Source organism: Ectobacillus ponti (assembly GCF_024294785.1).
GTDB classification, from domain to species: Bacteria; Bacillota; Bacilli; order Bacillales; family Bacillaceae_G; genus Ectobacillus; species Ectobacillus ponti.
The window spans coordinates 222,123-236,091 of sequence record NZ_JANCLT010000005.1 but is presented as its reverse complement, the minus strand read 5'-3'; the positions used below and the strand labels follow the sequence as shown (position 1 = coordinate 236,091).

The following is a 13,969-nucleotide window of genomic DNA, read 5'->3' as shown; positions in this document are numbered from 1 at the left end:
GCGGGGGATTCCTGTTTCTATTCTTACTTTGCCTTTTTCAATGCTTCCAAATCAGGATCTGTGTTGAACCACTTCTTGTAGATCTCTGTATATTTGCCATTTTCCATTATTTTTTGCACAGCAGCTTCCACCTTGTCACGGTCCTTGCTGTCCTTCTTGAACATTAAACCGTAAAATTCAGAGTCAAAGCTTGCCTTGTCTTCAATGGCGACAATTTTTTCCTTTGGATTGTTCTTTACATATTCCTTTACAACGCCATTATCGGCAACAACTGCGTCCACCTCGCCATTTTTCAACGCCATAATGGCAAGCACCGTATTTTCGTACTTGGAAATTCTCTCGCTGTTCTTGCCTACCAGCTTTTCAGCCGCTTCTGCACCCGTGGTACCTGTCTGCACCCCGATTTTCTTCAGGCTCTTCAAGTCATCTGCCTTCTTGACGGAAGAACCTTCCTTCACCATGATCATCTGTGTGGACTCGTAGTAGGGCGAAGAGAAATCATATGTCTTTTTGCGATCATCATTGATAGTGATAGCGGAAATGCCCATATCCAGTTCGCCCGTCTTCAGGGATGCAAACAACGGCTCCCAGCCGACATTTTTCAATTCATACTTCAGTCCGGCTTCCTTCATGACCGCATCCAGGAAATCTGCATCAAAGCCAACAACCTTGCCGCCATCCAGATATTCAAACGGCGCGTAAGCCGCATCTGTACCCACCCGGATTGTCTTGGCTTCGCTTGTTCCGCTTGTTGCTGTTTCTTTTGCACCGCAGCCTGCTGTCAACGCCAGCGTGGCAGAGAGCAGCATCGTAAGGATTGTCTTTCTTCCTTTCATCATTCATCCTCCTCTGAACATTTATATTGCCTATTATAATCTACTGGATTCTATTTTTACATACTTTTATGAATTTTTTATCAATTACAAATATATGGATTAGGCTGTATATTCATGAATTTGATATAGTTTCCCACTTCTGTTATCTCTTTTTCACCGTGGAATAAAATGCATATGGGATGCAATACTAACAGCGAAAGGAGTGTGAGGGAAATGGCAAACAACAACCAGCAAAGCGAGAAGCTGGCTGACCGCATGTATGATACAAGCGATTACAAGAAGAAGGACAACATGTCACAGGGGTTTGCGACAACCCACGAACAGGTGAGCGATGCTTACACAGAAGGTACGGTGGATGGTGTCATGGAAAATGTGGCCGGCAAAGACATCCCGCTGCAGCGCAAGGGATATGAGAAGTAAAACAAAAAAGGACCAGTTCACATGGAACTGATCCTTTTCTTCTGATGGAGCCTAGCGGGATCGAACCGCTGACCTCCTGCGTGCAAAGCAGGCGCTCTCCCAGCTGAGCTAAGGCCCCGTATGGAGCGGAAGACGGGATTCGAACCCGCGACCCCAACCTTGGCAAGGTTGTATTCTACCACTGAACTACTTCCGCATGGTGCGGTCGGCGAGACTCGAACTCGCACGGGCTATGCCCGCCACCCCCTCAAGATGGTGCGTCTGCCTATTCCGCCACGACCGCATATGTGATATACAACTCTATTATACTAACTATGAAAGCAGTGTCAATAGATTTGAGAAACAAATGTATATTCATGACAAAGCAGCCTGCTCTTATATGGTTAGAGAAAACAACCTGGTTCGATTGCTCAGTATAAAGCCTCCCTGCGGATACGGTACGACTTTCTGTATGAAGCCGCACCTGACCAACAGGTTGAGAAACTCTTTGACTGTCTGCCGGCCAAACACAGTGACGAGGAATGATGCTCTTGCCGTACACCCCCACCTTATTTCTGTCCATCGAGCCCCTTTTGGTGCAGGCGAGAGGACTCGAACCTCCGCAATGTTGCCGATGCGCCCGCACACTTGGCTTGTATACAATTTCCATTCACGCTCCTTCGGGGGACAGCTCTCCGCATTTCTATCGGTTCAGCACAGACTTCTCTTATGCCGCACATAAAGATTTTGAAAGGTGGATTGGACGGAAGATCGACCAGCCTCCACCTTCTGCACGGCAGGGAAAATGATACGTATTCACTAAAACCTAACAGCTCCCTTCCGAATCTCTACAGCTTGAGCATCAATCTGCAGCAGAATCCTCTCCTTGCTGTTCTCCAGCACCTCGGCGTTGCCATAATGCAGCTGACGGTGGTGCAGCGGACAAACGGTAAGCAGATTATGAGTTACAAGACCCTTCGGCATAATGTGATGTACTTCTATGTACGGTCTGCCGTATTTCGTTTGGAAGGAAGGGAGCTCTATTCCCATTGCCCCGCAGATTTGGCATGTATATCCCTGCAGCTGTTTGTATTCCTCAGCCGCCCTTCCTGTCTCAATATACCGGCTGATCCGTTCCTGCACTTCCGGCACCGCATCCTGATAGATACGCTCTACATCCAGAATCTCCTCCTGCACCTGCACCATGCTTCGGTTTACCTCCAAGTCCAACAGATCTGCCCCGCCTGCTCCAGCAACGGCGGCTGCGAAGGCCTCCGGCTTCAGCGGCATGGAGGAAGCTTGAAAGCCATGCACCAGATATTTATCGTACTCAGGTGTATCTTCGTGAAAATACCGCAAGGAAATGGGGGTTTGCAGCAGATTACGGACATACCTGATGTCCACAATATACCGGCCGGTCCAGTAAGCCCCCCTGTCCTCCGAAGCCGGATATGCCTCTCCCAGAATTTCAGCGATGGTATAAATGCCGCGCTTGAGGCGCTGCCGCCCCTTCAGCTGATCCTTCGTCCGCTGGTCCATCCCTACCCGGACCAGACCAAGCTGCCCCTTCCGAAACCAATCCTTTTGCCAGCGGGTGACTGAGAAAATATCGTACGGATTGCCGGACACACGCGACAAATCCACTTCAATATCCCATTGCTTCGTATTGCAGAAAAAGGTCCAGTATCCGGTTGGCTGAATCATGACAACCCTCCCTGATTCTATTCTTGTCTTCCGCCTTATCCTTCCCGCCAAGGCGGCATATGATGGCTTGTCCACAATTTTCTTTCATTCTTTTAGTGTGGAAATATTTTCTGGAGAGTGGACAGAAGGGCATATAAAAAGAGGGAGTCCACCGGCCCCCTCTTACGTCAATACCTTCATTAAATGCTGAATGCTGTTGTCAGTTACACGGTAAAAAATCTCCAGCCCTTTTCTATCGCCGCGCAATACCCCCGCTGCCTTCAGCTTTGCAAGGTGCTGCGAAATTGTGGACTGCGGCAGCCCCAGCTTGCCGTACAGATAGGTCACGTTTTGCGGCTGCTGCAGCAGAATGGAAAGCAGCTCCAGACGGACAGGATGAGCAATCACTCGTAGTCGCTCGGCGATATCTTCATAGTTTGCTTGTTTTTGTGCGTAATCCAGCATCATTGTATTCCTCCTTTAGTGTATGTAACGCTGTTGGATACATATACAGATATTAAAACGGAATGATAAAACAGCTTGTGTTGCTTTCACTATACATATTCGAAGGGAGGTTCTTTTTTCTGTCCGTCGTTTTCAAAAAAAGAAAAATAATTTTTTTCCAAAGCTTTGATTTCTGCTTTCCTCTATCTGCACAAGCCCTAGTCCGGTTTATAGGAGACAGTTCTGCTTTTATGCAGGAAAGGTTTCTCAAAATCACACTTACTCCGATGATACCAAGTATCCTTTCCCTCACTATGTAAAAATAAAGTGCGTACTTTTTTATAGTTTGTATCAAAAGTATACTGAAATACGTAACGCTGGTTACACAAATTCTTGCTGTCTCGGTACAGCATTCCCATACAGAGAAGGAGAGACACAAATATGGAACTGCAATTGGCACTAGACCTGGTAAACATCCCGGAAGCTATCGAGCTTGTAAAAGAAGTGGAGGATCACATTGATATCGTGGAAATCGGTACTCCCGTTGTCATTAATGAAGGCCTTCGCGCAGTGAAGGAAGTAAAGGCAGCTTTCCCAAATTTAAAAGTATTGGCTGATTTGAAAATCATGGACGCAGCCGGCTATGAAGTGATGAAGGCATCTGAAGCGGGCGCAGATATCGTGACGATTCTTGCAGTTGCGGAAGACGAGTCCATTAAGGGCGCAGTTGCGGAAGCACGCAAGCAAGGCAAGAAGATTCTGGTTGATATGATTGCAGTCAAAGACCTGGCTGGCCGCGCGCAGGAACTGGATGAAATGGGTGTGGACTACATCTGCGTACACACTGGCTATGACCTGCAGGCAGTAGGCAAGAATTCCTTCGAGGATCTGCAAACCATCAAAAGTGTTGTGAAGAACGCGAAAACGGCGATTGCCGGCGGCATTAAACTGGATACATTGGCTGAGGTAGTAGCAGCACAGCCCGACCTTGTAATTGTAGGCGGCGGCATCACAAGCCAAGCTGACAAGAAGGCTGCAGCGGTGGCCATGCAGCAAATGATGAAGCAGCCGGTTGCCCAAGGCTGATTCCATGCAGACAGCACAGTATCTGGCGGCTGTAATAGAAGAACTAAGACGATCCACAGCCCTGATCTCCGATAAAGAAGCAGAAGCGCTCGTAACCGGCATCCTGGAATCCAAGAAGGTGTTTGTCGCGGGTGCCGGACGGTCCGGCTTTATGGCCAAGTCCTTTGCCATGCGCATGATGCATATGGGCATTGATGCCTATGTCATCGGCGAAACGGTGACGCCAAACTTCGAACCGGATGATATGCTTATCATCGGCTCTGGTTCCGGAGAAACCAAAAGCTTGGTCTCCCTTGCCGAGAAAGCAAAAGCAATCGGCGGCACGATTGCTGCGGTGACTATTTTTCCCGGATCCACAATCGGGAAGCTGTCTGATTTCACCGTAACGCTGCCGGGTTCGCCAAAGGACCAGGCTGAAAGCGACTATACAACAATCCAGCCCATGGGTTCTTTATTCGAACAAACCCTCCTTCTCTTCTATGATGCGGTCATTCTGCGTTTTATGGAAAAGAAGGGACTGGATACAAACAAGATGTACGGACGGCATGCGAATCTCGAATAGGACATGCGCGCCTCCCCAAAGGAGCTTCAGGATACCAGCCTGAAGCTCCTTTTTTCCTGCAGTCTTCCTGCAGCCATGCATAGAGAAACGCAATTCCTCCCATGTTAAGGATAACAGCTCTTAAGGAGGCAATTGCATGAAAAAGACAACCTGTGCCCTATTGGCCGGAGCACTTCTCGCTTTAGGCGCCTGCTCCGCAAATGACAAAAACAACGCCAGCGGCCAAAACAATGCCGGACTGAACACAGAACAGCGCTCTGCCATTGATAACGGCCTGAAGCAGACATCTGTGAAAGTGCCGGCTTCTATGCTGCAAAACAAACAAATGAATGCTATGTTTACCGAGGCAGAAAAGCGCGGGGCCATTACGTCCACCCGAAATGCGGACGGCTCCCTCACCTACAGCATGAACAAAACGCAGCGCCAAGAACTGATGCGGGGACTTGAAAACACCATTGCCCAAAATGCCGCAAACCTGAAGAATAACAAGAATTTTGGATTCGTAAAAGATGTCACTTACAACAAATCCTTTTCTCAATTCACCATCACCGTTGACCGGGCTGCCTATCAGAACAGCGTCAAATCCTTTCCGACAGCCGGCTTGGGCATGTCAGGCATGCTCCATCAGCTTTATAAGGGCGTAACGCCGGGCAATAACAAGGTCACCGTTCAACTGAAGGATGCTGACACTCAGCAGGTCTTTGATACCATTGTGTACCCCGATGATCTGAAGCAAAAGTAAGAGGCAAAACGAAACAGGGACTGAAGGTGCCACAGCACCCCCAGTCCCTGTTCTGTTATCAGACAAGCAGCGGCTTCGCTGCCAAATATTCTTCCACGGCACGCGCCACTTCGCGTCCCTCGTGAATGGCCCAAACGATCAAACTCTGGCCTCTGCGTGCATCTCCTGCCGCAAATACGCCCTCTACGTTTGTCGTGAACTTGCCGTAGGCTGCTTTCACCTTCTGGTTCACTGCTTCCACACCAAACTGCTGCAGCAATGGCTGCTCTGTGCCCTGGAAGCCGATTGCGATGAAGACAGCCTGCGCCGGCCAGATTTTTTCTGTGCCCGGCACTTCGTGAAACACGTAGCTGCCGTTCTCATCCTTTACCTTTTCCATACCGATTGTATGCAGTTCTTTCACATGGCCGTTCTCGTCCGCTACAATCTTCTTCGTTTGAATCAAGTATTGGCGCGGATCGCTGCCGTGCTTCGCTGCCGCTTCTTCATAAGCATAGTCGAGCGTGAACACGTTCGGATAAGCAGGCCACATGTTTTCAATGGCACGCACTGCCGGCAGTTCCGGATGCTTGCCGAACTGAACCACGCTGCGGGCATTCTGGCGGAGCGCTGTTGCTACGCAGTCTGCACCTGTGTCACCGCCGCCGATCACAATCACATCCTGGTCTTCCACATTGATGGATCCGCTCTCCGTAAAGCCGGAATCCAGCAGGCTCTTCGTTGTCTTAGTCAGATAATCCATGGCGAAGTGGATACCCTCTGCTTCCCGTCCTTCCACTGTCAGGTCACGCTGCTTTTGCGCGCCTGTGCACAGAATAACTGCATCGTACTGTGCCTTCAACTCTTCAGCCGTAACATCTTTGCCGACCTCTGTGTTCGTGATGAACGCAGTGCCTTCCTGCTCCAGCAGACGAACGCGGCGTTCCACTACATCCTTGCCAAGCTTCATGTTCGGGATGCCGTACATCAGCAAGCCGCCCGGACGATCTGCTCTCTCGTAGACTGTCACAGAATGTCCTGCCTGGTTCAGCTGGTCAGCAGCAGCCAGACCAGCCGGTCCGGAACCGATGATAGCAATCTTTTTGCCGGTGCGCTGCACAGGAATGCGCGGCTGAATCCAACCGTTTTCAAAGCCCTTGTCAATAATCGTCCGCTCAATGCTTTTGATTGCGACTGCTGGGTCGGCAATTGCCAGCGTGCAAGACCCTTCGCAAGGCGCCGGACATACACGTCCCGTAAATTCCGGGAAGTTGTTTGTTTTCAGGAGGCGCTCCAGCGCCTCCTGCCAACGGCCGCGGTAGGCCAGATCGTTCCATTCCGGAATGAGGTTGTGAATCGGACAGCCTGTTGTCACCCGCTCAAGCTCCATGCCCATGTGACAGAACGGAGTGCCGCAATCCATGCAGCGCGCCCCCTGCCGCTCTGCCGCTTGATCAGACAGCGGCGCCGCATATTCATTCCAGTCGTTCAGGCGGGCAAGAGGATTTCGCTCAGCCGTCTTTTCCCGCGTATATTCCATGAATCCTGTTGCTTTTCCCATTCTCTTCTCCCCCTTACTGTCCGACCTTCTGCAGCGCCTTGTCTTGCTTGGCATTCGCGTAGAAGGCGCTCATGACAGCCTCTGCTTCTGTCAAGCCGGCGTCTTTTTGCTCTTGAATTCGATTCATCATGCGCTTATAGTCCTTTGAAATGACCTTGACAAATTTTGCTGCCGCTTCATTCCAATGCTCCAACACGTGTGCAGCCTTTACACTGCCTGTATATTGCAGGTGGTTTTGCAGCAATGCCTGCAGCTCCGCCAAATCGGATGCCGCCAGTTCTTCCAGCTCCACCATTTCTGTATTGCAAAGAGCTTCAAATGCTTCCTTGTCATCAGCCAGCACATAAGCAGTTCCGCCGGACATACCTGCCGCGAAGTTCTTGCCGACGCTTCCGAGGATGACTACACGTCCGCCCGTCATATATTCACAGCCATGGTCGCCGACTCCTTCCACCACCAGGTTCGCGCCGCTGTTACGGACAGCGAAGCGCTCGCCCGCCCGGCCGCTGATATAGCCTTCGCCGCTTGTTGCGCCATAGAAGGCCACGTTGCCGGCAATGACGTTATCTCCAGCAAACAGCTGTGTTTCCTCTTGCGCTTTGACAATCAGCTTGCCGCCGGACAAGCCTTTGCCGATATAGTCGTTTGTGTCGCCTGTCAGGATCATCGTCATGCCGTTTGGTGCAAAAGCACCGAAGCTTTGTCCCGCAGATCCGTTGAAGCGCAGGGTAATTGTATCTTCCGGAAGACCTTCCTCGCCGTAGCGCTTGGATACTTCGCTTCCGACAATTGTTCCGGTTACCCGGTTAATGTTTGTGATCCGGAAAGATGCGTCCACAGGTGTTCCGTTTGCCAGTGCCGCTTCCACGATCGGCAGGATTTCCCGCACATCCAGAGATTCTTCAATCTTATGATTTTGCGGCGTTGCAAAGGTACGTGCTCCTTCTGTCTGATGCAGCAATGCTGTCAAGTCCAGGGAACCCGCCTTCCAATGTGCCTTCGCCCGTTCGCTTACCTCCAGTACATCTGTACGTCCAACCATCTCTTCCACTGTACGGAACCCAAGCTCCGCCATCAGCTCGCGCACTTCCTGCGCCACAAAGCGCATGTAGTTCACGATATGATCGGGATTGCCGGTAAACTTTTCGCGCAGCTCTGGATTTTGGGTTGCCACGCCGACTGGACATGTATCCAAATGGCAGGCGCGCATCATGACGCATCCGAGCACCACGAGCGGTGCCGTTGCAAAGCCAAACTCCTCCGCGCCCAGCAAAGCAGCCATCACAACGTCCTTGCCCGTCATCAGCTTGCCGTCTGTCTCCAGAACAACCCGGTCGCGCAGGCCGTTCAGCATAAGCGTTTGATGTGCTTCTGCCAGACCAAGCTCCCAAGGAAGACCTGTATGCTTAATGCTAGTCTTTGGCGATGCGCCTGTTCCGCCGTCATACCCGCTGATGACAATGACATCCGCAGCTCCCTTGGCTACGCCGGCCGCAATCGTGCCGACGCCGGCTTTCGCCACCAGCTTGACGCTGATGCGTGCTGCACGGTTTGCGTTTTTCAAGTCATGAATCAACTGTGCCAAGTCTTCAATGGAGTAAATATCATGGTGCGGCGGCGGAGAAATCAATCCCACACCCGGCGTAGAGCCGCGTACTTCCGCTACCCATGGGTATACCTTATTGCCCGGCAACTGGCCGCCTTCGCCCGGCTTCGCTCCCTGTGCCATCTTAATTTGCAGTTCATCCGCATTTACCAGGTAGTGGCTCTTTACGCCGAAACGGCCGGAAGCAATCTGCTTAATGGCACTTCTTCTGTTGTTTCCATTGGCATCCAGCTCATAACGGCTTGGGTGCTCGCCGCCCTCGCCGCTGTTGCTTCTGCCGCCAAGGCGGTTCATCGCAATTGCCAGCGCTTCATGTGCTTCTTGGCTCAAGGAACCGAAGGACATGGCGCCCGTCTTGAAGCGCTTGACGATGGAATCCACAGACTCCACTTCCTCAATCGGCAGCGGCTTGCGTGCACCATTAAAGGAGAACAGGTTGCGCAGGAAGCCGATTCTCTCTTCATTTGCAGCTTCTGAGAACTGCTTGAACAGGCCGTAATCCTCCTTGCGGCAGGCCCATTGCAGCGTGTGGATTGTCTTTGGGTTGAACGCATGGTGCTCGCCATTTCGTCTCCATTGGAAATCACTGCCGGACTCCAGTGCTGTATCCTGTGCTGTAGCATACGCATTTTGATGGACAAGCAAGGTTTCCTTCGCCATTGTTTCCAAGCCAATTCCGCCAAGCTGGGATGCTGTGCCGGCGAAGTAGCGTTCAATCACTTCCTGACCGATGCCCACTGCTTCAAAAATTTGTGCGCCGCGGTAGCTTTGCACCGTGGAAATGCCCATCTTGGACATAACCTTTACGACACCTTCTGTAACCGCATAGACGTACTTGCTCACAGCTGTCTCATAGGAAACGCTCAAGCTGCCGGCGGCAATGCACTGCGCATATGTTTCATAAGTCAGGTATGGATAGATGGCATCCACACCGTAGCCGATCAGAGCAGCGAAGTGATGCACCTCTCTCGTCTCTCCTGTTTCAACGATGATGCTTGCCTTTGTCCGGCTTCCTTGGCGGATGAGGTGCTGATGCAGCGCGCTTGCCGCCAGCAATACCGGCACTGCAGCATTCTCTTCATCCATATTGCGGTCTGAAAGAATGAGCAGGCTTGCCCCTGCGGCAATCGCAGCATCCGCCTCTGTGCAAATGCGGGACAATGCCGCTTCCAGGTCCCCAGCAAATAATGTTTGAATCGTTTGGCTTCTGAAGCCATATGCATGTGCTTTCAGCTGTGACATTTGCCCTGGTGTCAGCACCGGTGTCTTCAGCTGAATACGGCGGCAATTCTGCTCATTTGGATGCAGCAGGCTTCCCTCAGCACCCAAATAGCTCACTGTGGATGTGACGATTTGCTCGCGCAGGGAGTCAATCGGTGGGTTTGTTACCTGAGCAAAGGACTGCTTGAAATAGTTGAACAAGGATTGCGGACGGTCAGACAGGACTGCCAGCGGCATATCGTTGCCCATGGAACCAAGCGGATCCTTGCCTTCTGCCACAATCGGCAGAAGGCACTTCTGAATATCTTCATAGGTGTAGCCGAACGCTTTTTGGCGGACAATCAAGTCTGCGGACGGTGCTTCCTCCACTATTTCTTCACTTAATGCTACCAGTTGCTCATCCAACCATTGCTGATATGGCTGGCTCTCTGCCATCTGTGACTTGATTTCTTCGTCAGAAACGATGCGTCCTTCTTCCAAATCGATCAGCAGCATTCTGCCCGGGCTTAAGCGCTCCTTATACAGCACATTTTCCGGCTCTACGTCCACAACGCCCACTTCAGAAGAGAAGATGATATAATCATCCTTCGTTACATAATAACGGGCAGGGCGCAGACCATTGCGGTCGAGAATCGCACCGATTTGCTTACCGTCTGTGAAGGAAATGGCAGTAGGACCATCCCATGGCTCCATCAGACAGCTGTGATATTCATAAAACGCACGCTTTTCCTTTGTCATGTGCGGGTTCTCCGTCCATGGCTCCGGAATGAGCATCATGGCAGCATGTGCAGGCTTCCGTCCCGCCAGAACCAAGAATTCCAGCGCATTGTCCAGAATGGAGGAATCGCTCCCAGTTGTATCAAGAATCGGCAATACCTTTTCCATGTCAGTGCCGAATGCTTCGGAAATGAAATGCTGCTCCCGCGCTTTCATCCAGTTGATGTTGCCGCGCAGTGTGTTGATTTCGCCGTTATGGATCAGATAACGGTTTGGATGGGCACGCTCCCAGCTTGGGAAGGTATTGGTGCTGAAACGGGAATGCACCAGGGCAAATGCGGATGTGAAGCGCTCATCCTGCAGATCCAAATAAAATGCATCCACCTGCTCCGGTGTCAACAATCCCTTGTATACAAGGGTCCGGCTGGAAAAGCTCGCCGCATACATCTGCTTGCCCCCTGCAGCCACCCAATTCTCCACCTGCTTGCGAATCACATACAGCTTTCGCTCAAATGCCAATTCATCCTGTACACCCTCACCTGCGCCGATAAAGATTTGGCGTACAAACGGTGTTGTTTGGCGGGCCACTGTACCGATTTTGCCGGGAGCAATTGGTACTGTTCTCCAGCCAAGCAGAGTTTGTCCCTCTTGTGCTACAATATGGTTCATATAAGACTCAATTTCTTGGCGCTCTGCCTCGTGATTTGCAAAGAAGAGCATACCGACGCCATAGCGCCCTGTTTCAGGAAGTTCCATATCGGTACAAACAGACCGGAAAAATGCGTCTGGAATTTGTACCATTAAGCCGGCGCCATCTCCTGTATATGGATCGCTGCCCTGTCCGCCCCGATGATCCAGCTGACAAAGCATCTGCAGGCCCTGCTTCACGATTGCGTGTGTTGCTTTTCCTTTGATATGAGCGTATAATCCGATCCCACAGGCATCGTGTTCAAACTCAGGACGATAGAGACCTTGCGCCTTTGGTAGTTGTTGGAATGTCATGTTATCTCCCCCCGATTGGTTCCTCTGTTCACCAGCGATTTACATGTTTTTAATTGTAGATTTTCAGAATCATATATACAATATATAATTTAGATGAAAACAATCTCGTTTCGAGATGAAATGGAGGGGAAGCCATGGAACTGAGGCAGCTTCGTTACTTTATGGAAGTGGCCGAGCGTGAACACGTTACGGAAGCCGCTGAGCACCTGCATGTGGCACAATCCGCCATCAGCCTGCAAATTGCCAAGCTCGAGGCGGAGCTTGGTGTGACTTTATTCGAACGCGCCGGCCGAAATGTGAAGCTTACTCCAATCGGCCGCATTTTTTTAACACATGTGAAAACAGCAATGAAGGCTATTGATTACGCCAAGGAGAAGGTTGACGAATACTTGGACCCGGAGCATGGCACCATCAAAATCGGCTATCCGACAAGTCTGGCCAGCCAACTGCTTCCGAGTGTCGTCTCCGCCTTCCGGAATCAGCACCCGTATGTTTCCTTCCACCTGCGTCAAGGCTCCTATTCTTTTTTGATCGATGCGGTAAAAAACGGAGACATTAACATTGCCTTCTTAGGACCGGTGCCCGCAAAGGATACGGACATCGACACACACATTTTGTTCACCGAGCATATGTCAGCATTGCTTCCCGCCAGCCACCGGCTCGCCGGCCGGAGCAGCCTGTATATAAGCGATTTGCGAGATGAGGATTTTGTACTGTTTCCAAAAGGATATGTACTGCAGCAGATTGTCGTGGATGCCTGCAGGCAGGCTGGCTTCGTTCCGAATATCAAATCTGAGGGAGAAGATATGGACGCGATTAAGGGGCTGGTTTCCGCCGGGATCGGCGTCAGCCTGCTCCCTGACAGCACATTCTCCGATACACCGCCGCGTTTTACTGTGAAAATTCCGGTTGAATCACCGCCGGTGCGGCGCACAGTGGGCATTATTGTTCCCAGAAACCGCGAGCTGTCCCCGTCAGAGAAATCGTTTTACCAGTTTACAAAAGAATTCTTCTCAGTATTAGAACGCTTTCAATAGGAAGAGACCCTGGTGTTCACACAGAACGCCAGGGTCTCTTCCTATTTATCGCTGTGTCCGGCGGCTGCTTACAATCCGCCTCTTCGTCCCACTATATAATAGAAGGAATGCGCTTTCAAAAAAATGGACCAAGGAGCTCCTTGGTCCATTTTTTTATTGATTTTGTTCGTCAGCAAGCTCGTGGCGCATACCTTCAATTGCTTCTTCTCTGCGGGCATTCTTCTCCTGAATTTGCGCCTTGATGGTCGGGCTTTCTGTGTTTCTCATGGTTTCCATAGACTGCTGCATGTTTTCTTCCGTATTGCGGATATGCTGTGCCAGATGCGTCGCATTGTCAGCACGGTTATCCGGATTCACGCGTTGATCCATAGGGATCCCCTCCTTTTCTACTATAACACTCGTATGATGCGACAACTTCGTCAGGCTTATACATATCGCAGCCTGAATTCATTAAATTGTACGGTTCTGTCTTCTTTATGGTACATGAAATCAAAAAACTTTCTATAAATGAGTTCATCATACCAGAATGAACCAATGTACGAGCACCATTTACTTGATGCAACACCCTGATTGTATGCCCTACAGTAAGAAAAAGCCGCCCAAATCTGCCATCCGGACGGCTTTTTCTTACTCTTCTTCGTTAAACCAAAGCGGATCATCGTTGTCCACTTCACCGTTATAGTTGATCAGAATTTCTTCACCGGCTTTAATATCCGTGTAAGCATAGAATTTGAAGGTATGATCCTCAAAGCTGATATCATAGGTTGCATTCGGCTTGTAAGAATGATTGAACAGCATGCCATATCCCAGCAGAATGGCTGAGTGGTTTGCTCCGTAATTGAAGGTGTAGTCTGCCAGCAAGGTCTTTTCAATATGCTCATGCTGGTCATTCGGATACGCGATGACAGGAGCCTCATGAATGAGTTCGCCTTTCTTGATATCCCGAGTCGCAAATACGCCTCTGTTGAATTCGCCGTCACTGAGTGGGGAGGTTTTTACTTCTATCATATGGTCACCTATATGCCCTTTTTCTAATTTGTCCATGAACAGAAAGATCTGCATGTCTCCTTTCTAGTCTGCCATGTATACAGGAT

12 protein-coding genes and 3 tRNA genes are annotated in these 13,969 nt (G+C 50.5%); 5 read left to right on the top strand and 10 right to left on the bottom strand.

Features of this window, described 5'->3' with window-relative positions; genetic code table 11:
- Positions 1–23 precede the first annotated feature (23 nt).
- A complete protein-coding gene (locus tag NK662_RS11825; protein ID WP_254759139.1) occupies positions 24–839 on the bottom strand; it encodes a basic amino acid ABC transporter substrate-binding protein in 816 nt (271 codons plus the stop codon).
- 210 nt (positions 840–1,049) lie between these two features.
- On the opposite strand from NK662_RS11825, the gene NK662_RS11820 reads away from it, so the two are divergent.
- On the top strand, positions 1,050–1,256 hold the full coding sequence (locus NK662_RS11820; RefSeq protein ID WP_254759138.1) for a YozQ family protein: 207 nt from the start codon (positions 1,050–1,052) through the stop codon (positions 1,254–1,256).
- 45 nt (positions 1,257–1,301) lie between these two features.
- On the opposite strand, the gene NK662_RS11815 is transcribed toward NK662_RS11820, so the two are convergent.
- The 5 genes from NK662_RS11815 to NK662_RS11795 all read right to left on the bottom strand — a co-directional run bounded on the left by NK662_RS11815 (position 1,302) and on the right by NK662_RS11795 (position 3,386).
- Positions 1,302–1,374, bottom strand: a tRNA-Ala gene (locus NK662_RS11815).
- A 3-nt stretch (positions 1,375–1,377) separates the two neighbouring features.
- Positions 1,378–1,452 (bottom strand) — tRNA-Gly (locus NK662_RS11810).
- A 1-nt stretch (position 1,453) separates the two neighbouring features.
- Positions 1,454–1,539: transfer RNA gene (locus NK662_RS11805), tRNA-Leu, on the bottom strand.
- Positions 1,540–2,054: 515 nt separating this feature from the next.
- Positions 2,055–2,939 carry a hypothetical protein gene (locus NK662_RS11800; protein WP_254759137.1) on the bottom strand — a complete coding sequence of 295 codons (885 nt, stop codon included), beginning with the start codon at positions 2,937–2,939 and terminating at the stop codon, positions 2,055–2,057.
- A gap of 162 nt (positions 2,940–3,101) precedes the next feature.
- The gene (locus NK662_RS11795; protein WP_254759136.1) at positions 3,102–3,386 is read right to left on the bottom strand and encodes an ArsR/SmtB family transcription factor; all 285 of its coding nucleotides are present in this window, start codon (positions 3,384–3,386) and stop codon (positions 3,102–3,104) included.
- Between the two features lie 417 nt (positions 3,387–3,803).
- Between NK662_RS11795 and hxlA the strand changes: the two genes are divergently transcribed.
- The 3 genes from hxlA to NK662_RS11780 all read left to right on the top strand — a co-directional run bounded on the left by hxlA (position 3,804) and on the right by NK662_RS11780 (position 5,752).
- Complete coding sequence (gene hxlA, locus NK662_RS11790; protein WP_254759135.1) at positions 3,804–4,448, top strand: 3-hexulose-6-phosphate synthase; 645 nt, start codon at positions 3,804–3,806, stop codon at positions 4,446–4,448.
- 4 nt (positions 4,449–4,452) lie between these two features.
- Complete coding sequence (gene hxlB / locus NK662_RS11785; protein WP_254759253.1) at positions 4,453–5,010, top strand: 6-phospho-3-hexuloisomerase; 558 nt, start codon at positions 4,453–4,455, stop codon at positions 5,008–5,010.
- A 136-nt stretch (positions 5,011–5,146) separates the two neighbouring features.
- A complete protein-coding gene (locus tag NK662_RS11780) occupies positions 5,147–5,752 on the top strand; it encodes a hypothetical protein (RefSeq protein WP_254759134.1) in 606 nt (201 codons plus the stop codon).
- 58 nt (positions 5,753–5,810) lie between these two features.
- Here the strand turns inward: NK662_RS11780 and NK662_RS11775 are convergent, their stop codons facing one another.
- The gene (locus NK662_RS11775) at positions 5,811–7,292 is read right to left on the bottom strand and encodes a glutamate synthase subunit beta (RefSeq protein ID WP_254759133.1); all 1,482 of its coding nucleotides are present in this window, start codon (positions 7,290–7,292) and stop codon (positions 5,811–5,813) included.
- Between the two features lie 13 nt (positions 7,293–7,305).
- Complete coding sequence (gene gltB, locus NK662_RS11770; RefSeq protein WP_254759132.1) at positions 7,306–11,838, bottom strand: glutamate synthase large subunit; 4,533 nt, start codon at positions 11,836–11,838, stop codon at positions 7,306–7,308.
- 134 nt (positions 11,839–11,972) lie between these two features.
- On the opposite strand from gltB, the gene gltC reads away from it, so the two are divergent.
- A complete protein-coding gene (gltC, locus tag NK662_RS11765) occupies positions 11,973–12,875 on the top strand; it encodes a glutamate biosynthesis transcriptional regulator GltC (protein WP_254759131.1) in 903 nt (300 codons plus the stop codon).
- 153 nt (positions 12,876–13,028) lie between these two features.
- On the opposite strand, the gene NK662_RS11760 is transcribed toward gltC, so the two are convergent.
- Complete coding sequence (locus tag NK662_RS11760) at positions 13,029–13,244, bottom strand: small acid-soluble spore protein Tlp (RefSeq protein ID WP_254759130.1); 216 nt, start codon at positions 13,242–13,244, stop codon at positions 13,029–13,031.
- A 258-nt stretch (positions 13,245–13,502) separates the two neighbouring features.
- Positions 13,503–13,883 carry an SET domain-containing protein gene (locus NK662_RS11755; RefSeq protein ID WP_254759129.1) on the bottom strand — a complete coding sequence of 127 codons (381 nt, stop codon included), beginning with the start codon at positions 13,881–13,883 and terminating at the stop codon, positions 13,503–13,505.
- Positions 13,884–13,969: the final 86 nt, after the last annotated feature.

What these genes read in the sequence shown, in the direction of transcription:
- NK662_RS11825 (WP_254759139.1), bottom strand. Translation starts at nt 839, where the DNA reads ATGATGAAAGGAAGAAAGACAATCCTTACGATGCTGCTCTCTGCCACG.
- NK662_RS11820 (WP_254759138.1), top strand. Translation starts at nt 1,050, where the DNA reads ATGGCAAACAACAACCAGCAAAGCGAGAAGCTGGCTGACCGCATGTAT.
- NK662_RS11800 (WP_254759137.1), bottom strand. Translation starts at nt 2,939, where the DNA reads ATGATTCAGCCAACCGGATACTGGACCTTTTTCTGCAATACGAAGCAA.
- NK662_RS11795 (WP_254759136.1), bottom strand. Translation starts at nt 3,386, where the DNA reads ATGATGCTGGATTACGCACAAAAACAAGCAAACTATGAAGATATCGCC.
- hxlA (WP_254759135.1), top strand. Translation starts at nt 3,804, where the DNA reads ATGGAACTGCAATTGGCACTAGACCTGGTAAACATCCCGGAAGCTATC.
- hxlB (WP_254759253.1), top strand. Translation starts at nt 4,453, where the DNA reads ATGCAGACAGCACAGTATCTGGCGGCTGTAATAGAAGAACTAAGACGA.
- NK662_RS11780 (WP_254759134.1), top strand. Translation starts at nt 5,147, where the DNA reads ATGAAAAAGACAACCTGTGCCCTATTGGCCGGAGCACTTCTCGCTTTA.
- NK662_RS11775 (WP_254759133.1), bottom strand. Translation starts at nt 7,292, where the DNA reads ATGGGAAAAGCAACAGGATTCATGGAATATACGCGGGAAAAGACGGCT.
- gltB (WP_254759132.1), bottom strand. Translation starts at nt 11,838, where the DNA reads ATGACATTCCAACAACTACCAAAGGCGCAAGGTCTCTATCGTCCTGAG.
- gltC (WP_254759131.1), top strand. Translation starts at nt 11,973, where the DNA reads ATGGAACTGAGGCAGCTTCGTTACTTTATGGAAGTGGCCGAGCGTGAA.
- NK662_RS11760 (WP_254759130.1), bottom strand. Translation starts at nt 13,244, where the DNA reads ATGGATCAACGCGTGAATCCGGATAACCGTGCTGACAATGCGACGCAT.
- NK662_RS11755 (WP_254759129.1), bottom strand. Translation starts at nt 13,883, where the DNA reads ATGATAGAAGTAAAAACCTCCCCACTCAGTGACGGCGAATTCAACAGA.